Raw genomic sequence first — 18,632 nt, 5'->3', positions numbered from 1 at the left:
GAGCCATCCGTCCGGCGCCACGGGAAGGCCGTCAGTCCACCGGTAGCGCGCCATGCTCGGTCATCCAGCCCTGCAGCACGTCGAGTTCCAGCGGCCGGCTGTAGAGGTATCCCTGCCCCAGGGCGCAACCGCGTTCGTGCAGGAAGGCGGCCTGCTCGGCGGTCTCCACGCCCTCGGCGATGACCTGCATGTTCAGGTTGCGCCCCATGGCGATGATGGTGGCGGCAATCTCGCGATCGGCGCTCTCGCTGGCCACCCCGTCGACAAAGCTGCGGTCGATCTTCAGCACGTCCAGCGGATAGGTCCGCAGCGCGGCCAGCGAGGAATAACCGGTGCCGAAGTCGTCGATGGCCAGGCGCACGCCCAGCTCCTTCAGTGCCGCGAGCCGCGCGATGGCCTGCTCGCCCTGCTGCATGATCGCGGTCTCGGTGATCTCCAGTTCCAGCTGCACGGCGGGGAAGCCGGTCAGCGCCAGGATCTCCGCCACCCGGTTCACGAAATCGCCACGCTGCAGCTGCACCGGCGACAGATTGACCGCGAGACTGAAATCCGCGGCCCCCAGATCCAGCAGACGCTTGGCGGCGTCGCAGGCCTCGCGCAACACCCATTCGCCCAGCGCGACGATCAGGCCGGTGTCCTCGGCGATCGGGATGAACCGATCCGGCGGGATCATCGGCCCGTCCTCCGGCTGCCAGCGCAGCAGCGCCTCCATGCCGAAGGGCTGTCCATCCTCCAGGCGGACTTGCGGCTGGAAGTGCAGGCGAAGCTCGCCGTTCTCGGTCTCCAGGGCCTTCCGCAGGCGGTTCTCGAGTTCCAGGCGTTCGTCCGCCGCGCGGGTCAGGGCCTGGGTGTAGACGCTCCAGGTCTGGCGCCCGGAGGCCTTGGCCTGGTACATGGCCGCATCGGCATGCTGGATCAGTTCCGTCACCGAGTCGCCATGCTCGGGGTAGAGGCTGATGCCAATGCTAGCGTTCAGGTACACCGAACGCCCATCGTCCAGCACCAGCGGGCGCTCCAGGCTGGCCAGCAGGTCGCGGGCACAACGGGCCACGGTCTCGTCACTGGCCGGATTCTCCGCCACGATCAGGAACTCGTCACCACCCAGGCGGCCCAGTGCGTGGGAGGGCCCGACCGCCTCGCGCAGCCGCCGCGCAACCTCCACCAGCACCCGGTCGCCGACCGGGTGGCCCATGGAGTCGTTGACGTTCTTGAAGCGGTCGAGATCCAGATTCAGCACCGCGACGCGATAGCCGTGGGCCCGGGCGCGTTCCAGCGCCTGGCCCAGTATCACCTGCAGCTGCGTGCGGTTGGGCAGATCGGTCAGCGCATCATGCCGGGCCAGGTACTGGAGCTCTTCCTCCGAGCGGCGCAGCTCCGACATATCCGTCAGCACCCCGGCGTAGTGCAGGGCCTGACCCTGCTCGTCGTAGACCGTGTTGAGGCTCAGCCACTGCGGGGCCACCTCGCTGTTGCGCCGGCGGTTCCAGATCTCGCCCTGCCAGTGCCCCTCATGCTGGAGAGCGTCCCACATGCGCTGGAAGAACGCGGCATCGTGACGCCCGGACTGCAGGAAACTCGGGTTGCGCCCCAGCGCCTCCATCTCGGAGAAGCCTGTGATATCGACGAAGGCCGGGTTCACCGCAATGATCCGCGGGGTCAGGTCCGTGATGATGATCCCGTCCCGGGTGCTCTCGAAGACCGCCGCCATGCGCCGCAGCCCCAGCAAGGCCTGACGCCGCTCCAGCGCGGCCCCCAGGCTGGACGCGACGATGCGCGCCAGGCTCTGGTCCGCCGCGGTCCAGCGTTGCGCGCGCCGCACCCGATCGAGGGCCAGGAAGCCACGGTATTCGCCCTCCACGTACAGCGGGACCAGCAAAGCCGCCTGGCTTTGCGCGGCCTCCAGGATCTCGCGTTCGGCATCCGGCAGCTCCCGGGTCAGCACCTCGACCGCACCACCGCCCTGCAGGATCTCGTGCCAGCGCGGCAGGACCGATTCCAGACTCAGGTTGCGCAGCGGCGGCGGACGCACTACCTGATCGGTGTCCGTGCGCACCCAGTAGTAGCGATGGACATCCAGGGCCTCGCGCACCCCATGGTCCAGCTCGGCCACCAGCACGTAGGCCCGATCGGCATGCGCCTCCTGCCCCAGTTCGGCCAGCAGCCGGTGGATTACGCTCGCGGGGTTGTCCTCGCGCAGCAACTCCACGGTTAGCTCGGCCGCGGTGCGCAGCGCCCGCTCGCGCTCGCCCAGCGCCTGCGACACGCGCAGCTTCTGTGCCGCCAGGCCGGCGATCTGGGTGAACTCGTCGATCAGCACGCGCTCGCCGGCATGCGGACCGCGGGCCCCCGCTACATAGATCCCCAGCGTGCCCAGCACGCTGCCATCGGCATCGCGGAAGGGGAACGACCAGCAGGCCCGGAACCCCGCGCCATGCGCGAGATCGCAGAACCCGACCCAGTTGGGGTGGGCACTGCAATCCTCGATGATCACCGGCTCGCCGCTCCAGGCGGCCTCGCCGCAGGAACCCAGACCCTGCTCGGCGCGGATGCGGCGGGTGGCGCTGCGCAACGGATCCGGCACCCGCGGGGCGGCCACACCGTGCAGCTCCCGGGTGTCGCCGTCCAGCAGCATGATGCACCCGTGCAGCTCCGGGGCCAGGGCCTCCAGCCCCTTGACCACGTCCTCCAGCAGGCGCGGGTCACGCTCGCCGGTGGCCAGGCGCCCGAGCACGTTCGCGCGGACCTCCTGGATCCGCTGGTCCAGGACCCGCCGGGTCACGTCCACCAGGCTGCCGGACAACCCGATCGGCCGCCCCTCGGCATCCAGATTGGCCTGGCCACGCAGCTCCAGCCAGCAAAGGGACCCATCCGCCGTGCGCAGGCGGATCTCGGTCTCCAGCCGTCCGTCGTCGGACTCCGCGGCACGGGCCAGCAGCCGCGCCGCCATCGCGCGATCCTCCAGTGGCATGAAGGCCAGCATCTCTTCGCCGAGCGCGGACTCCACCGCATGACCGGTGATCGCCGTCCAGGCGGGATTCAGGAAGCGCCAGCAACCGGCGGCATCGGTCTCGAAGACGATGTCGCCGGCGCGCTCGATCACCTCGCGGTACCGGCGCTCGGAGGCCGCCAGGGCGGCCTGTTCCCGGCGCAGGCGGGCGCGCGTATGGACCTGGTCCAGCAGCACCGGGAGCATCTTCAGATACCCCTCGCGCTTGACCGCGTAGTCGTCCACGCCCATGCGCAGGGCGCGGGCCGCCAGGTCCTCGGTGCCCTGCCCGGTCACCAGAACGGTGGGGAGATCCAGCCCGCGTTCCTCGCGCACCAGCCGCGCCAGCTCCAGGCCGTCGAACCCCGGCAGGCGGTAGTCCACCAGCAGCAGGTCGAAGCCGACAGCGCCGGTTGCATCCGGCGTCAGCGCCGCCAGGGCCTCCTCCGCGGTGTGCACCGTCTCCAGCTGGATGTGGGGGGCGGTATGCGCGAGCTCGCGGCGCGTCAGCCCCACATCGAAGGCATTATGCTCGGCATACAGCACCCGCAGCGGCTCGTGCCCGTTGGCCACGCTCAGTTCCCGGCGAGCACGGGCATCGACCACGCGCGCCGGCAGACGCTCCAGGTAGTCATCGGACTTGGTCAGGTAGTCGTCGGCACCGGCCCGGAAAGCCGCGACCACGGTCTCCTGTTCGCCGTGGCCCGTCAGCACCAGCACCGCCTCGTCGCGCCCGGCGGCCTGCAGCTCGCCGATCAGTTCGAGGCCGCTCCCGTCCGGCAGGCGCAAGTCCTCCACCACACAGTCGAATCCCGCAGCGCCGGCCAGCGCGCCCCGGGCCTCGGCCAGCGACGCCGCCAGGTGCACCTCGGCACCCGGCACCTCGCGCTCCAGCACCCGGCGCTGCAGATCGGCATCCGCCGGGTTGTCTTCCACGAGCAGGATTCGCATCAGGTCTCTTTCGGGGGCAGCCGCAGGTTCAACTCGGCGGGTGATTGAGCAGGCACCAGTACAGCTCCACCTGCTCGGCGACATCGACAAACTTGGCGAAGTCCACCGGCTTGACGATGTAGGAATTGGCCCCGCAGTCGTAGGCGGTCGCGATGTCGCGATCCTCGCTGGAGGAGGTCAGCATGACCACCGGAATGCGGCGGAAACGCTCGTGTTCGCGGATCCGGCGCAGCACCTCCAGCCCGTCCACCTTGGGCAGCTTGATATCCAGCAGGATCACCGCCGGCAGCGCCAGTTCGCCCCGCTCCCAGCACTCGAGGAACGCCAGGGCCTCCACTCCATCGCGCGCGATCTCCAGGGGGTTGGTGAGGTTGCGCCGCTCGAAGGCGCGCCGCATCAGGTCGATATCCACCGGGTTGTCCTCGACCACCAGGATGGACGGTTGACGCGCGGCCGTGCTCATCGCGGGAACTCCACGTGGAAGCGGGCGCCCACGCCCGGCGTACCCTCGGCGCGGATCTCCCCGCCCAGGCGGTTGACCGCTCGCCGCACGAGCGCAAGGCCGACACCGGTTCCCGGGTAGGCCTCGGCGCGGTTCAGGCGCTGGAAGATATCGAAGATGCGATCCTGAAACGCCATGTCGAAGCCGATCCCGTTATCCTGTACCGAGATCCCGAGTGTAGCGCTGCGGGATTCGGCCTGCACCGTCACCTGCGGTGTCTCGCGCTCGGCACTGAACTTGAAGGCATTTTCCAGCAGATTGCGCAGGATCAGCGCAACGCCATCGGGGTCGCTCTGGAACACCAGATCGGGATCGATCTCCAGCGTCACCTCGGCGCGGCTGCGCAGCTTCGGGTCCACCGACTCGAGCACCTCCTCCACCAGCGCGCGCACACGAACCTCCCGTTCCTCCAGCGGCCGGCGCTCCATACGTGAATAGGCCAGCAGATCGGAGATCAACTCGTTCATCTGCGCCACGCCCTGGCGGATGTTGCGCACGAACGTACGCCCCTCGCCCTCCAGCTGCTCGCCGTAGTCCGCCTCCAGTAGCTGGCTGTAGCCCTCGATTCCGCGCAACGGGGCCTTCAGGTCGTGCGAGACCGCGTAGGAGAACGATTCCAGTTCCTGGTTCAGGGCCTGCAGAGCCGCCGTGCGCTCCGTCACCCGCTGTTCCAGGGTGGCATTCAGGTCGCGCAGTTCCAGTTCGCTGCGCTTGAGTTCGGTGACCTCCAGCACCGTGCCCTGCACGTAGTGCATGCCGTCGGCCCGCTCGAGCGGGGCCTCCATGGTGATGCTGAACCACGCCTCCGCGCGAACCTCCGGGCGCGCCTTCAGCAACAGCCGCCGCGGCCCGGGATGTCCGCCGGCGATCAGCGTTTCCATGGCATCGGAAAAGCTCTTCCCGTCCGCGGAGTCGAGATCGAAGAAATCCCGGGCGAAGGCCTCCAGCGTCGGGGTGCCATAGCGGGCATCGCACCCGAGCAGGGCATACAGCCGATCCGACCACCACAGCTCGCGGGTCTCCAGCATGAACTCCCAACTGCCCAGCCCCGCATGGCGTTCCGCCTGGCTCAATCGGTCCACCTGGCGCGCCAGCGCCGCCTCGGCCTGCTTGCGCGCCTCGATGTTGCGCAGAGTCACCAGCAGCAGCCGCTCGCCGGCGATTTCGGTGGCCTGCAGGTTGGCCTCCACCCAGAAGCCGTGGCCGTCACGGTGGCGCGCCCGCCACTCGAAGACCAGTTGTTCCCCGCGCCGGGCCCGTTCCATCAGCGCCTTCTGCCGCTGTACGTCGTAGCCGCCTTCGTCCGCGCTCAGGTCATCCACACTGCAGGCGAGCAGTTCGGCCCGGCTGTACCCGTACATCCGCTCGGCGGCGGCATTCACCCCGATCAGGCCCTCGGTATCCAGATCCTGCAGCAGGATCGCCTCCTGCACGTTGTCGAAGATCGCGCGGAAGCGGGTCTCCGAGTCACGCAGGTCCCGCTCGGCGCGCAGGCGCTCGGTCACATCCAGCAGCAGGCCGTGGATGCGCGTCACCCGCCCGACCTCGTCGCGGGTCAGCCAGGTCCGGTCTTCCACCCAAAGCCAGTTACCCTCGCCGCTGCGCAGGCGGTAGAGCTGGGTATAGCGATCCGGGCCGTGCTCAATGTGCGCGGCCACATCCGCCACGATCCGGTCGATGTCTTCGGGATGAATCAGCTCGGCGTAATTCACGTCGCCCTGCAACAGGGCATGGCGATCGATCCCCCAGCGCGCGATGTTCGGCGACACGAAGGTGACCGGCCAACCGGGCGTGGTCGCCCATTCAATCGCGACCACCGGCGAGCGCTCGACAATCGCGGTCAGCCGCCGCGCCTCGCGCGAGGCGCGGTCGCGCGCCCGCAGCGGGTAATACACCAGCAGGAACAGGCCCGCGGCGGTGACCGCCACGTAACCCCATCCCTTCAGGGTCTGCAACTGCGCCAGCACGGCCACGTCGTCGACCATCAGCAGCAGGGCACGGTCGGACAACCCGATCCACGCCAGCCCGAAGACCAGATACACCACGGCGATGATCGCCGCGGTGCGCCCCGCGCTGGGCCTGCGCGCCCTCTGCCTGTCCTGCTCCATCTAGCCTCCCGGCTGCCGTGGAGATCCGCCTGGCTTACCTGCCTGCCTCGAGCATCGACCACCCGGGGCCGCCGCGCAAGACCCGTACCCACCGCGCCCCTGCGCGGGCTTCGGGAGGCCCCGGGAAAATGCTATTCTTCGCCGCTCCCGCAAGCGGACGCAGCGATGTTCAAGCAACTCGAAAGCGAGCCCCGTGGCGAGCGCCACCCGGTCCCCGACGTCCTGGACCGCCTGAAGCTCAACGCCGACGGCCTGATCCCCGCGATCGCCCAGCAGCACGATAGCGGCGAGGTCCTGATGCTGGCGTGGATGAACCGCGAGGCGCTCGACGAGACCCTGGCCACGGGCCGCGTGTGCTACTACTCGCGCTCGCGCCAGGCACTGTGGCGCAAGGGCGAACAGTCGGGCCAGGTCCAGCAACTGCACTCCCTGCACCTGGACTGCGACGGCGACACCCTGCTGCTGAAGGTCGACCAGACCGGGCCGGCCTGCCACACCGGGCGCCGCAGCTGCTTCTACCTGCAGGTCGAGAACGACAGTGTGGTGGTCACCAGCGACCCCGAGATCGCGCCGGAGACGCTGTACGGCAAGGGAAATACCGAATAATGAGCCAGCCCCGGACCCTCACCCTGCACAACACCCTGGGCGGGCACGACGAAGCCTTCGTGCCGCAGGACCCGGAGCGGGTGACCCTCTACGTCTGCGGCCCCACCGTGTACAACCGGGTGCACATCGGCAACGGCCGCCCGGTGGTGGTGTTCGACGTGCTGTTCCGCGTGCTGCGCGAACTCTACGGCCCGGACCACGTGGTCTACGCGCGCAACATCACCGACGTCGACGACAAGATCAACAAGGCCGCCGCCGACAATGGCGAGCCCATCGCCGCGCTGACCGAGCGCTTCACCCGCGCCTTTCACGAGGACATCGCCGAGCTGGGCACGCTGGAGCCCACCCTGGAGCCGCGCGCCACCGAGCACATCCAGCCGATGATCGAGCTGATCGAACGCCTGATCGAACGCGGCCATGCCTACGTGGCCGACGACCACGTGCTGTTCGACGTGACCTCCTACCCGGACTACGGCGCCCTGTCCGGGCGCTCGCTGGAGGACATGCAGGCCGGCGCCCGGGTCGAGGTCGCCGACTACAAGCGCCACCCCGGCGACTTCGTGCTGTGGAAGCCGGCCGCCGCGGGCGAACCCGGCTGGGAAAGCCCCTGGGGCACCGGCCGCCCCGGCTGGCACCTGGAGTGCACGGCGATGATCCGCGCCCACCTGGGGCCGATGATCGACATCCACGGCGGCGGCCACGACCTGGTGTTCCCGCACCACGAAAACGAGATCGCCCAGGGCTGCGCGGCCGAAAGCTGCCACGAGCACGGCACGCACTATGCCCGCTACTGGGTGCACAACGGCCACCTGACCATCGACGGCGAGAAGATGTCCAAGTCGCTGGGCAACTTCCAGCTGCTGCACGACCTGCTGCAGCACTACCCCGGTGAGGTCCTGCGCCTGGCCCTGCTGTCGCGCCACTACCGCGCCCCGCTGAACTTCTCGGAAGAGACCCTGACCCAGTCGCGCAACAGCCTGAACGGCCTGTACCGCGTGCTGCGCGACGCCGCCGGTATCGAGCCCGCACCGGTGGCCGCCGCCGACACCCCGGTGTTCGCGGCGCTGCTGGACGACCTGAACACCCCCGCCGCGATCACCGCGCTGCACCGCATGAGCGATGCCCTGGCCGCGGCCGGCGACGACGCCGAACGCGCCCGGCGCAAGGGCGAACTGCTGGCCGGGGCCGGCCTGCTGGGCCTGCTGCAGCAGGACCCGGGCGTCTGGTTTCAGGGCGATTCCGGCGACGACGAGCTCGCCGCCTGGGTGGAGGAACGCATCGCCGCGCGCCAGGCCGCCCGCAAGAACCGCGACTTCGCGACCGCCGATGCCATCCGCGACGAACTGACGGCCCGCGGCATCGAGCTCGAGGACACCCCCGACGGCACGCGCTGGCAGCGCGCCACCTGACGCCGATGCGTATCCGCCCCTGGTTCCTGCTGATCCTGGGCCTGCTGCTGCCCACGGGTGTGTTCGCCCACCCGCATGCCTGGATCGACCTGCGCGTGGGACTGGTCTTCAACGAGGCCGGCGAGCTGGTACGCATGGAGCAGTCCTGGCGCATCGACCCGACCTACAGCCACATGCTGCTGGAGGACCTGACCGGCCAGCTCGACGGCGACACCGACATTGACACGGCCCTGGAGCACGCCGCCGAGCGCATGCGCGAGAACCTGGCCGGGCATGACTACTTCACCGAACTGAGCGCCGGCGAGCGCGACCTGGACATCCCACCGGCGCGCAACGCCCGTCTGACGCTGGAGGACCGCCGCCTGCACCTGCGCTTCGAGCTGCCGCTGGCGGACCTCGACATCACGGCCGGGGACCGCTTCAGCTACCGCGTGTTCGATCCCGAATACTGGATCGAGATCCTGCACGACCCGGAGGACATCGTCTTCGTCGAGAACCGGCCCGGCTGCGCGGTGACGATCGACGAACCCCGACCTGACCCGCAGCTGATCCGCTACGCCGCGACCCTGGAACGCCAGGATCGCAGCCCGGTCGACAACCTCGGACGCCACTTCGCGGAGACCGCCACGCTGGAATGCGACTGAGGGGGATGCCGCTTCACAACCGGACGGCGCGCACACACCACCCGATGGCTCGTGTGTTATACAGTAACGCCATGCACCAGGTAACGCATCGAATCCGGAACCCACTGCAGCCCGCCCTCCCGGGCCTGCTGATGCTGCTCGCGCTGTGCCTGCTGTTCGGCGGTCCGGGCCTCGCACAGGCCGCGACCGGTCATCCACTGGGTGCCCCCACCGAGGCGCCCGCCGAGCGCGCGGCGCCGCCGCCCCCGGACCGCCTCGACGCCCCGGCGCCGCTGGCCGAACCGCCCGGCCCCCTGGAACGGCTGACCGGCTGGATGCTCCAGACCCAGCGGCAGCTCCACCGCAGCCTGACCGAAGGCCTGCACGCCCTGCGCGACGGCCCCACCGCACACACCGCCGGGGCGCTGATCCTGGTCAGCCTGCTGTACGGGATCTTCCATGCCGCCGGCCCTGGCCACGGCAAGGCGGTCATCAGCGCCTACCTGCTGACCCAGCCGCAGAACCTGCGCCGCGGCATCCTGCTGTCCACCGTCTCGGCGCTGGCACAGGGCGTCACCGCCATCGTACTGGTCGGCGTGCTGATCGGCCTGTTCGGCTGGCTGGCGCGGGATACCCTGGGCCAGGTGCGCACCCTGGAGATCGCCAGCTTCGCCCTGGTGGCGCTGCTCGGGCTGTGGCTGATGGCGCGCGCCCTGCGTCACGCGTGGCGGCTGCAGCGCGCGCATCGGGTCGCGCCCGTCCATGGACACGACCACGAGCATGGCCACACCCATGGACATGACGCCCACTGCGGCTGCGGGACCCCGCACCACGTGGACCCCAACCACCGCGGCACCTGGTGGGGTACCGTGCTGGCGGTCGGCATCCGCCCCTGTTCCGGCGCCGTGCTGATCATGGCGGTCTCCGCCGCTTTGGGACTGGCCTGGGCCGGCGTCGCCGCCGTACTGGCGATGTCCCTGGGGACCGCCGCCACCGTCTCGGTGCTGGCGACCCTCGCCGTTTCGGCACGCGACTGGACCCGGCGCTGGCTGGGCCCCACCCGCATGGGCCGGCTGACCTACATCGGCCCGGCCCTGGGAATGGCCGGTGGCGGCGTGATCGCCCTGATCGGTCTCAGCCTGGTGCTGGGTGCCATCGCCTACCAGCCCGTCGCCCATCCTTTAGGGGTGCGCTAGCGGCCGAATGGGCCGGGACTTGCCCCAGGCGCAGGCGTCCTCTAACGTCCGGGACAACCGAACCCCGCTCGCGAGGACGCCATGCCGTCGACCACCATCACCCCGGAACAGGCTCCGACCCTCCCCGCGCTGTTCCGCACCCGCGTGTCCATGAGCCCGGATGCGCCGGCCTATCGTCATTACAGCGCCGCCGACGAGACCTGGAAGCAGACGACATGGAGCGAGATGGCCGCGATGGTCGATCGCTGGCAGGCGGGGCTGGCGCGCGAGGGCTTCAAGCCCGGCGAACGGGTCGCGCTGATGCTCGGCAACTCGCGCGAGTGGGTCGCTTTCGACCAGGCCGCCACCGAACTCGGGCTGATCACCGTCCCGCTGTACACCGATGACCGCCCGGACAACGTCGCCTACATCATCGGCCAGACCCAGGCGCGCCTGCTACTGCTGGGCGAGAGCGCGCACAGTCGCCGCCTGTCCGAACACTTCGCGAACATGCCCTCGCTCAAGCGCATCGTCTGCCTGGGCCACACCGACGGCCGACCCGAAGACGAGCGGGTGATGGACCTCGAGAGCTGGCTGGAGCGCGGCGACCCCGAGCGTGTACACCGCCCGGACCTCGACCCGCTGGCCCTGGCCACCATTGTGTTCACCTCCGGCACCACCGGCCGGCCCAAGGGCGTGATGCTGTCGCACCGCAACATCCTCGACAACGCCTGCGCCTCCGCGACTGCCGGCCCGCTGTCGGATGCCGACCGCTTCCTGTCCTTCCTGCCGCTGTCGCACATGCTGGAGCGCACCGGCGGCTACTACATGCCGATGCTGATCGGTGCCGAGGTCGCGTTCGCCCGCTCCATCCAGGGGCTGGGCGAGGACCTGATGTCGGTCCAGCCGACCGTGCTGATCTCGGTTCCGCGCATCTACGAGCGCGTGCACGGCCGCATCCAGGCCGGCCTGAAACAGAAATCCGCGCTGGGCCGAGGCCTGTTCAGGGCCACCGTGGCCATCGGCTGGCGCCGCTTCGAATACCAGCAGGGCCGCGCGTCCTGGTCGCCCGGCTTCCTGCTGTGGCCGCTGCTGGAGCGCATCGTCGCCCACAAGGTCCTGGACCGCCTGGGCGGCAAGCTGCGCTTCGCGGTCTGCGGCGGCGCGCCCCTGCCGCCGCCGATCGCCCGGTTCTTCATTGGTCTGGGCCTGCCGGTGCTGCACGGCTATGGCATGACCGAATCCAGTCCGGTGGTCAGCGTGAACACCCCGGACGACAACCTGCCCGCCTCCATCGGCAAGCCGCTGCCCGGCATTGAGGTCAAGATCGGCGAGATGGACGAGCTGCTCACCCGTTCCAGCTGCGTGATGCTCGGCTACTGGAAGAACGAGGAGGCTACTGCCAGCACGATCGACGAGGATCGCTGGCTGCACAGCGGGGACCAAGCCCGGATCGACGACGATGGGCACATTTTTATAACGGGACGACTGAAGGACATCCTCGTGCTCACCAACGGCGAGAAGGTCCCGCCGGCGGACATGGAAATGGCCATCGCCCTGGACGCCCTGTTCGACCAGGTCATGGTCGTGGGGGACAGCCACGCCTTCCTGACCGCCCTGGTTGTCCCCGAGCCCGAGGCCTGGACCACCTTCGCCGAGGACCAGGGCCTTGACCCCGGCGCCTCCGGGCGGCTGCCGCGCTCCGCCGAACGCGCCCTGCTGCAGCGGATTCAATACCAGCTGCGCGACTTTCCCGGCTACGCCAAGATCCGCCACGTGCACGTAGTGCATGAACCCTGGTCGGTGGACAACGGCATGCTGACCCCGACCATGAAGCTCAAGCGCCCGGTCATCGCCCAGCACTACGCCAACGCCATCGAGGCCATGTACGCCGGCCACGACTGATCCCTCGCCCTCTTTTGGCGCCACGAAGGTCAAGAGCGATTCACAGGAAGGTCGGAAGATCGGAAGGGTTCAAGGATCAAAGGCGATAGCGGATGCTCGCGCGTTACTCCATCGCCACACCACAGCACGGCGCGTCCTCAATCCCAACAAACCTTCCAACCTTCCCATCTTCCTGTAAATCGCCCTTGACCCACCAAACCAAGCGCCCCACAAACGAAAAAGGCCCCGCAGCCGGGGCCGCGGGGCCTTGAGGGCGCGTCAGGCGCGCCGCCGGTTCAGATGAACAGGCAGATGTCGGACTCGCCGGCGAACTCGAAGAACGCCGCGGCCCCGGCGTATTCCACGCCGTCGATGAATTCGCTGGTGTCCATGTCGAACAGGTCCACCGTCATCTGGCAGGCGATCATGCGCACCTCGGCCTCCAGGCACAGCTCGCGCAGGTCGCCCAGATCGGAGACGCCCTTGGCCGCCATCTTCTTCTTCATCATCACGGTCATCATCTTCTGCATGCCTGGCAGGGCCTGCAGCATCACCGGCATGGGCATCGGCATGGGCATGCCCGGGTTGCCCAGCGAGGTCACCTGCAGATCCAGCTTCTTGCGCAGCAGTTGCAGGCCATAGAAGGTGAAGAACACCTCGCAGTCATAGCCCAGAGCCGCCGCGGTGGAGGCCAGGATGAACGGAGGATAGCCCCAGTCCAGGCTGCCCTTGGTGGCAATGATGGCCATCTTCTTCTGATCACTCATTTCTACTCTCTCCTCCAGTGGTATCAGGAACCGGATCCGCCACAGCCCCCTGCGCGACCCGTCCCCGGTTGGTTAAAAGCCCGTGGGCCGACCGGCTCACTGTCCCGAGGCCTGGCGCCCCCTGCGCCAGTCACGGATCAGTGCACATCCAGCACAAACCCCCAGCGCCGCCATGCTGGCCCATACCGAGATTGGGACCAGAATCATGGCCAACGCAAACATGAGCCACGCCAGTATGGTCATCGTGCTCCTCCTGCACAACATCTACGGCTAATATAGCCGCCCCCACGCTGTGCGGCCTGGGGGTGGTGGCGCGAGCCGGCTAGCGCTTCTCCGGTGCCTCCGGCTCGGCGTAATCGCGGGGCGGCTCCGCGCCCGACGTCGGTTGCGCGGCCGGGGCCTCCGGCTGCGGCGGGTTGTAGGTATCGGTGGCCGAGGCGCGCCCGCCCTGGCGCGAGACCGGGCTGGCATCCACGAACTGATTGTTCAGGCGCTGGATATAGGCCTCGGCGCGATCGCGCAGCTGGTGCAGACGGCTGATCATGCGGCGCCCCAGGCCCAGCGGCGCACGCCCCATCATCGGCTGCCAGGGACGCGTGTTCTTCTCGAAGGCCGCACGCCAGTTTCCGGCGGCGGTCTCGGTCGGCAGGGTCCGCGCGATGCGCCGCGCCAGCCAGCGGCGATTGAAGAAGTGAATGCCGCCGAGCACGATCGCCAGCACCACGAGCCCGAAGCCCGTCATCAGCGGACGCTCGCCCATGGCCTGCCAGACGCTCCCGTCGGTCCAGGGCGCGAGCCCCCCCGCCGACTGGTACCCGATCAGGCCCAGGATCACCGCGACCACCACGAACATCCCGGCATCGAACTGCACCACCCGACGGCGCCACCGCTCCAGCGCCTTCTTCAGGGCCGGCAGGGCATCCATCTCGATGGATTCGGCGATGGCCTGCAGCGAACCCAGGATACGGTAGGAACGCGAGGAACTGATCTCCTGGATCTTGGCATGAATCTCCTCGCGGTCGCGGCGGGACTTCTCCTCGTAGCGCTCGCGCACCTGCGGATCGCCGATCTCCACCGCCGCGCTCTCGTTGTACAGGCAGTAGAAGCGCCCGGTCGCGTTGCCCTGGCGTACCACGGCCCGCTGCCAGGCGGAGACGACCTCCTCCAGATTGTCCTCGCGCCAGGTGGTGTCGATCTGGTTGAGGATGAACACCAGCTTGGTGAAGTCGTTGCGCTCGGCGACGCGGTTGACCAGGTGCTCCAGGGTGTCGCGCATCGCGCCCGGCTCCGGGTGGCGGGCGTCGAAGAACACCAGCACCAGATCGGACAGGTCGATGATGTGATCGGTCAGCTGCAGGATGGTCGCGCGCTGCTCGTCGGCATCGAAGCCGGGGGAGTCGATGATGATGCGCCCGCGCAGACGCTCCGAGCGCGCGGTCTTCATCGCCAGGAAGTGGTCCACCGTGCGCCCGCCGCCGTCGGTAATGCGCTCGATCTCGTCGGACACGCGATAGAACGGGAAGCGCGGATCCCCGTCCAGCGCGAGCCCGGGCAATTCCTGCACGCGCTCGCTGCCGCCGTAGCTGATCACGGTGAACTTGTCGTCGACTGCCTGCGAACCGCTGCGCTGTACGGTCGTGCCCACGTACTCGTTGATGAACGTGGACTTGCCGGCGGAGAAGGTGCCCAGCGTGGCGATCATCGGCCACCAGGAGATGCCAAAGGCGTAGGAATCCTCCGTGGGATCCAGGAGGCCGGCCGCATAGCCGACCCGGTCCAGATCCCGGAACGGATCGACCACGCCTTTCAGGACCGGATTCTCTTCGGCAAGGCGGTCGCTCAGCAGCTTGAGCTGCTTGCGCACGCGAGGGCCAGGACGATTGAACATGCGGACTCCGTCAGTCAAAACGCGCGATCAGCGCGGGTAATACGGCCCCGGGGAACCCCGGACCGGACCGCCCTGATCGGTGAATGGGTTGAACATGTTCATCATACCCATGGGGCCGCCCACATTGCGATTCAGGCTCCACATATCCTGCTGCATGCCCGTGATCGAGCCCGCCATCACGCGGGTATCGCGCGTCATCGAGCCGATGTTGGCGTCCATCGACTGCGTATTACCGGCGATCACCGCGACCTCGTCGTTCATCACCCGCATGGTGTTGTTGATGTCGGTCATCTGCCGGTCCATCGACGCCATATGCCCCGCGATGGTGGACATGTCGCGGTCCATCACCTGAGTCATCTGGGTGATCTCCTGGGTAAGCTGGCCCACATCCCGGGTCAGGCTGGTGATCAGCCAGAAACCGTAGATGGCCAGCACGATGAAGGCCACCAGTGCGGTGTAGACGATCAGTTCCAGACGCCGGGAACGGGCATCCGCCTTGTCGGCCTCGTCACGGACCTCTGCAAACTCGCTGCTACTTTCTTCACTCATTGAACGCCCTTTGCTGTTTCATGGAAACGGGAGCCATCCCCGTCAGAAGGCGCCAACGGCAGCGCGATCGATAATTTCCTCCAGGGATTCCTTCACAAACACCGCCTGCTCGTGCAGATCCTCGGGCAACGGCCGCCCCCCGTGGATCATCGGGTTCAGGTCCAGGGTCATCAGCCACAGATTGCCCTCGGCATCCTCCTGCAGCACGATCCGGCAGGGCATATAGGCCGCCATCGCCGGGCTGTGTCGGACCATCTGCGCGGCGATGGCCACATCGCAGAACATGTAGATCTTCAGGAACGGGAAGTCCTCGCCGGTCACGCTGCGGACCTCCTCGCCCATCGGCAACTCGCCGACGTTCCGAATATTCAGCTCGTTGGCCACCAGGCGCAGCACATCCTCCACGTCCTCGACTTCAAGCCCCTCGTCCACCTGGCGCTTGTAGACCATGGCCTCCGCGGCATCGCCCGTCTCCAGTACCGTCCGGGCCATCTGCGAATAGACCTTGGGCGCCTGGGCGTCCAGGGACCGCGCCTGGCTCAGGTAGGGCTCGAAGGCGAAGATGGCATACCCCACGCCGATCAGCGCCAGGAGCCCGATCACGACCAGTGCATTGCGGATGAAACGCATGAAGCTCTCCTCCTTCCATCGCGTCCGCAGCCCGGCAGCCCCGGGCGCGAATCGTTATTGTTTTTTGCGGCGCCGCCGCCCGAACAGCGCCACCGCCAGGGCATCCAGCTCGGCGGCGGCCTTGCCGCGCGGCTCCAGTTCGCGCACCGACAGCCCCTCGCTGAACGAGCGCCGGAACGCCATGCGCTGTTTCAGTCGCGGCTTCAGCAGGCGCACGCCCTCGATCTGCTGCAGCGCCTCGAAGGTTTCGTCGGTCTCGCGCACGGCCTGGTGCGTGTCCGCGCGGTTGATGAATGCCAGGATCTCCGGGCGTTCGCCGGATCCACGCTGCTCCTGAATCCGCTGTACGAAACGATACGTCGACCAGACATCCGCCTGGCTGGGGGGCACCGGGATCAGCACGCGGTCCGCGCCTTGCACCGCCGCCATCAGCGAGGCCATGTCCGACGCGCCGACATCGATCAGCACCTCGTCGTACTCGCCGGCGCGGGCACGCGCCGCGTCGAGGCCCTCCACCGCGTCCAGCGCCGGTTCATAGCCCTCCTCCCGCCGCACCTCCAGCACGTCGCTGAGGGTGCGCTGGGGATCCAGGTCCACGGTCAGGGGCCGGCGGCGTCCTTCCAGCAGCCACAAGGCCAGATTGAAGGCCACGGTACTCTTGCCGGTACCGCCCTTGAGATTGGCGACGACGGTCTGCATGGCGTCTCCTTGGAACATTGCGGATTGACGGCTGCGTGCAGCCCGTCAATCCGCAACACTCCGGAAAAAGGGCCTGCCCGAAACGGGCAGGCCCGGACAGCGGGATGGACTTAGTTGCCCTGACCCTGCTGCTGTTGCTGGGGCATCTGACCCTGCGGACCCCAGCCCTGCGGACCGTAGCCCGGACCATAGCCATAGCCAGGACCGTAGCCGTAACCCGGATGGCCGTATCCATGGCCATAACCGCGGCCGTAGCCGTCGCCGTAACCGTGACCATACCCGTGGCCATGGCCGCGACCGCGAGCGGAGAAGTCGAAATCACCCCCGCCCATCATGTCGCTCATCATGTCGCCCATACCGTGGCCGCGGCCATAGCCCGGGCCACCGAAGAAGGGCATGCTGGGGCCATAGCCGTAGCCGGGGCCGTAATGGCCGGGACCGTACCCGTAACCCGGGCCGCCCCACTGGGCGGAGGCCATCATCGGGGCGGCCAGGCCACCCAGGGAAACGGCGAGAACTGCTGCCTTGACGAACTTGTTCATGGTGCTACCTCCTGAAGGAGTCATGCCCTCAATTTGAATGCGCGCACGCGGGGAGGGCTTCCCGAATGCACGCCTTACCGGTCAGGGGAACGGAAAACCGCCCATCCCCCAGGGGAAGGCCGAAAACGGCCCGCCCATTCCCGGATACCCGGGCGAACCCGGATATCCGTATGGATACCCTCCTGGCATCCCGCCAGGGGGGTGGAACGACGGAGAACCCGGCGCCCAGTAAGGACCTTGCGGCCCGTAGCCCCGGTACCCCGGAGCATGCGGCGGCGGGCCCGGCGCATCCCGCGATTCGGCCCGTCGGGACGGGTCGTAGTCGCGGTCCGGAAAGCGCCCGCGCGGGCGTTCCGGGGCCGAGCGCTGTACCTCCGGCGAACCGGAGGCCCAGGGGTTGTGGCGATCACTCGCCGCCAGGTCGGCGACCGGCAACAGGAACCCCGCAGCCAGCACGACCCCGAGCATCGGGATCGTGCTGACTCGCGTGCGTTTCGATTGACCGGACTGCCTGCCCTGCATGGCGAACCGCCTCCGTCTGGCTTCCACTACGACGGGCCTGCGTGCCCGTCGATCTGCGATGACTGATCCGCGGATCAGTAGCCGCCACCTTCTTCCATGGCTTCACGACGCTCGCGCATCATCTCCATGCGTTGCTCGCGCTGGCGCTCCATCTCTTCTTCATACGCGGCACGGCCGGCCTCCATCGCCTTCTGGCGTGCCTCGCGCATGGCCTGCATCTCTTCCATGCGTTCCTGGCGCTCGGCATGCTGCGCCTGGATGCGCTCGCGCATCTCTTCCGGCATGTCTTCCGGCAGGTTGTCCGGATCGAATTCCGGCATCTGGCCGTAGCCCGGGCGCTGCTGCATGCCGTAGCCCGGCTGCATCATCCCGGGATGGCCGAAGCCGCCCTGCTGCGGGCCGGGACCGTAGCCCTGGCCGTACCCGGGGCCGTAGCCATACCCGGGGCCGTAACCCTGATGGCCACGACCATAACCCTGCCCGTACCCGTCGCCATGGCCACGGCCATAGCCCTGGCCATGGCCTCGCCCGGACATGCCGAAGCTGAAGTCACCGGAGCCTTCGCGTTGCTGCATCATCCCGCCGCCGGGATGCATGCCCATGCCATGGCCGTAGGGGGCGTGACCGTAGGGACCGGGCACCGGACCCTGCTGGCCCATCGCCGGACCCTGGCCGTAGCCCTGCTGCTCGTCGGCCTGGGCCACACCCAGGGCCAGCACGGATGCCACAGCGGCGCTGGCCAGCGTGGTACCGATCGTTCGGGTGTTGAATCGCTTCTTCATCGGGAACCT

Annotated in this window: 15 protein-coding genes; 5 read left to right on the top strand and 10 right to left on the bottom strand. The window is 68.3% G+C overall.

Annotation, left to right across the window (positions count from 1 at the left end; translation table 11 throughout):
- Window positions 1-31: 31 nt before the first annotated feature.
- Genes D105_RS0106655 through D105_RS0106645 form a run of 3 tightly spaced genes read right to left on the bottom strand, consistent with a single transcriptional unit; the run spans window position 32 to window position 6,484 of the window.
- Complete coding sequence (locus D105_RS0106655; protein WP_018877923.1) at window positions 32-3,937, bottom strand: EAL domain-containing protein; 3,906 nt, start codon at window positions 3,935-3,937, stop codon at window positions 32-34.
- 28 nt (window positions 3,938-3,965) lie between these two features.
- A complete protein-coding gene (locus D105_RS0106650; protein WP_018866475.1) occupies window positions 3,966-4,400 on the bottom strand; it encodes a response regulator in 435 nt (144 codons plus the stop codon).
- Window positions 4,397-6,484: a PAS domain S-box protein gene (locus tag D105_RS0106645; RefSeq protein WP_026280438.1), complete on the bottom strand. Its 2,088-nt coding sequence runs from the start codon at window positions 6,482-6,484 to the stop codon at window positions 4,397-4,399. The genes D105_RS0106650 and D105_RS0106645 overlap by 4 nt, the downstream gene beginning before the upstream one ends.
- Window positions 6,485-6,712: 228 nt before the next feature.
- Here D105_RS0106645 and hisI point away from each other — a divergent pair, with 228 nt between their 5' ends.
- The 5 genes from hisI to D105_RS0106620 all read left to right on the top strand — a co-directional run bounded on the left by hisI (window position 6,713) and on the right by D105_RS0106620 (window position 12,265).
- Window positions 6,713-7,153 (top strand): phosphoribosyl-AMP cyclohydrolase, encoded by a 441-nt coding sequence (gene hisI / locus D105_RS0106640; protein WP_018877921.1) that lies wholly within the window; start codon window positions 6,713-6,715, stop codon window positions 7,151-7,153.
- Window positions 7,153-8,562, top strand: coding sequence for a cysteine--tRNA ligase (cysS, locus tag D105_RS0106635; RefSeq protein ID WP_018877920.1), 1,410 nt, complete (start codon window positions 7,153-7,155; stop codon window positions 8,560-8,562). Before hisI ends, cysS begins: the two co-directional genes overlap by 1 nt.
- 5 nt (window positions 8,563-8,567) lie before the next feature.
- Window positions 8,568-9,206 (top strand): DUF1007 family protein, encoded by a 639-nt coding sequence (locus tag D105_RS0106630; RefSeq protein WP_018877919.1) that lies wholly within the window; start codon window positions 8,568-8,570, stop codon window positions 9,204-9,206.
- A gap of 71 nt (window positions 9,207-9,277) precedes the next feature.
- Window positions 9,278-10,381 carry a nickel/cobalt transporter gene (locus D105_RS0106625; RefSeq protein ID WP_051075164.1) on the top strand — a complete coding sequence of 368 codons (1,104 nt, stop codon included), beginning with the start codon at window positions 9,278-9,280 and terminating at the stop codon, window positions 10,379-10,381.
- An 81-nt stretch (window positions 10,382-10,462) separates the two neighbouring features.
- Window positions 10,463-12,265, top strand: coding sequence for a long-chain fatty acid--CoA ligase (locus tag D105_RS0106620; protein ID WP_018877918.1), 1,803 nt, complete (start codon window positions 10,463-10,465; stop codon window positions 12,263-12,265).
- Window positions 12,266-12,540: 275 nt separating this feature from the next.
- On the opposite strand, the gene D105_RS0106615 is transcribed toward D105_RS0106620, so the two are convergent.
- The 7 genes from D105_RS0106615 to D105_RS0106580 all read right to left on the bottom strand — a co-directional run bounded on the left by D105_RS0106615 (window position 12,541) and on the right by D105_RS0106580 (window position 18,623).
- The gene (locus D105_RS0106615) at window positions 12,541-13,011 is read right to left on the bottom strand and encodes a DsrE/DsrF/DrsH-like family protein (protein ID WP_017941517.1); all 471 of its coding nucleotides are present in this window, start codon (window positions 13,009-13,011) and stop codon (window positions 12,541-12,543) included.
- A gap of 322 nt (window positions 13,012-13,333) precedes the next feature.
- Window positions 13,334-14,899, bottom strand: a complete 1,566-nt coding sequence (locus D105_RS0106605; protein WP_018877916.1) for a dynamin family protein — start codon at window positions 14,897-14,899, stop codon at window positions 13,334-13,336.
- A 27-nt stretch (window positions 14,900-14,926) separates the two neighbouring features.
- The gene (locus D105_RS0106600) at window positions 14,927-15,448 is read right to left on the bottom strand and encodes a hypothetical protein (protein ID WP_018866465.1); all 522 of its coding nucleotides are present in this window, start codon (window positions 15,446-15,448) and stop codon (window positions 14,927-14,929) included.
- Window positions 15,449-15,490: 42 nt separating this feature from the next.
- Window positions 15,491-16,078, bottom strand: a complete 588-nt coding sequence (locus tag D105_RS0106595; protein ID WP_018866464.1) for a DUF302 domain-containing protein — start codon at window positions 16,076-16,078, stop codon at window positions 15,491-15,493.
- 54 nt (window positions 16,079-16,132) lie between these two features.
- Window positions 16,133-16,777 (bottom strand): AAA family ATPase, encoded by a 645-nt coding sequence (locus D105_RS0106590; protein WP_018877915.1) that lies wholly within the window; start codon window positions 16,775-16,777, stop codon window positions 16,133-16,135.
- Window positions 16,778-16,887: 110 nt separating this feature from the next.
- Window positions 16,888-17,319 (bottom strand): sulfur globule family protein, encoded by a 432-nt coding sequence (locus D105_RS0106585; protein WP_018866462.1) that lies wholly within the window; start codon window positions 17,317-17,319, stop codon window positions 16,888-16,890.
- Between the two features lie 596 nt (window positions 17,320-17,915).
- Window positions 17,916-18,623 (bottom strand): sulfur globule family protein, encoded by a 708-nt coding sequence (locus tag D105_RS0106580; RefSeq protein ID WP_018877914.1) that lies wholly within the window; start codon window positions 18,621-18,623, stop codon window positions 17,916-17,918.
- Window positions 18,624-18,632: the final 9 nt, after the last annotated feature.

The sequence above is a fragment of the Thioalkalivibrio sp. ALE28 genome (assembly GCF_000377425.1).
In the GTDB taxonomy this organism is placed as follows: domain Bacteria; phylum Pseudomonadota; class Gammaproteobacteria; order Ectothiorhodospirales; family Ectothiorhodospiraceae; genus Thioalkalivibrio.
The sequence above is the reverse complement of the archived record's forward strand: the minus strand, read 5'-3'. Positions and strand labels throughout refer to the sequence as shown.

What these genes read in the sequence shown, in the direction of transcription:
- D105_RS0106615 (WP_017941517.1), bottom strand. Translation starts at nt 13,011, where the DNA reads ATGAGTGATCAGAAGAAGATGGCCATCATTGCCACCAAGGGCAGCCTG.
- D105_RS0106655 (WP_018877923.1), bottom strand. Translation starts at nt 3,937, where the DNA reads ATGCGAATCCTGCTCGTGGAAGACAACCCGGCGGATGCCGATCTGCAG.
- D105_RS0106585 (WP_018866462.1), bottom strand. Translation starts at nt 17,319, where the DNA reads ATGAACAAGTTCGTCAAGGCAGCAGTTCTCGCCGTTTCCCTGGGTGGC.
- D105_RS0106590 (WP_018877915.1), bottom strand. Translation starts at nt 16,777, where the DNA reads ATGCAGACCGTCGTCGCCAATCTCAAGGGCGGTACCGGCAAGAGTACC.
- hisI (WP_018877921.1), top strand. Translation starts at nt 6,713, where the DNA reads ATGTTCAAGCAACTCGAAAGCGAGCCCCGTGGCGAGCGCCACCCGGTC.
- D105_RS0106600 (WP_018866465.1), bottom strand. Translation starts at nt 15,448, where the DNA reads ATGAGTGAAGAAAGTAGCAGCGAGTTTGCAGAGGTCCGTGACGAGGCC.
- D105_RS0106625 (WP_051075164.1), top strand. Translation starts at nt 9,278, where the DNA reads ATGCACCAGGTAACGCATCGAATCCGGAACCCACTGCAGCCCGCCCTC.
- D105_RS0106605 (WP_018877916.1), bottom strand. Translation starts at nt 14,899, where the DNA reads ATGTTCAATCGTCCTGGCCCTCGCGTGCGCAAGCAGCTCAAGCTGCTG.
- D105_RS0106580 (WP_018877914.1), bottom strand. Translation starts at nt 18,623, where the DNA reads ATGAAGAAGCGATTCAACACCCGAACGATCGGTACCACGCTGGCCAGC.
- cysS (WP_018877920.1), top strand. Translation starts at nt 7,153, where the DNA reads ATGAGCCAGCCCCGGACCCTCACCCTGCACAACACCCTGGGCGGGCAC.
- D105_RS0106650 (WP_018866475.1), bottom strand. Translation starts at nt 4,400, where the DNA reads ATGAGCACGGCCGCGCGTCAACCGTCCATCCTGGTGGTCGAGGACAAC.
- D105_RS0106595 (WP_018866464.1), bottom strand. Translation starts at nt 16,078, where the DNA reads ATGCGTTTCATCCGCAATGCACTGGTCGTGATCGGGCTCCTGGCGCTG.
- D105_RS0106630 (WP_018877919.1), top strand. Translation starts at nt 8,568, where the DNA reads ATGCGTATCCGCCCCTGGTTCCTGCTGATCCTGGGCCTGCTGCTGCCC.
- D105_RS0106620 (WP_018877918.1), top strand. Translation starts at nt 10,463, where the DNA reads ATGCCGTCGACCACCATCACCCCGGAACAGGCTCCGACCCTCCCCGCG.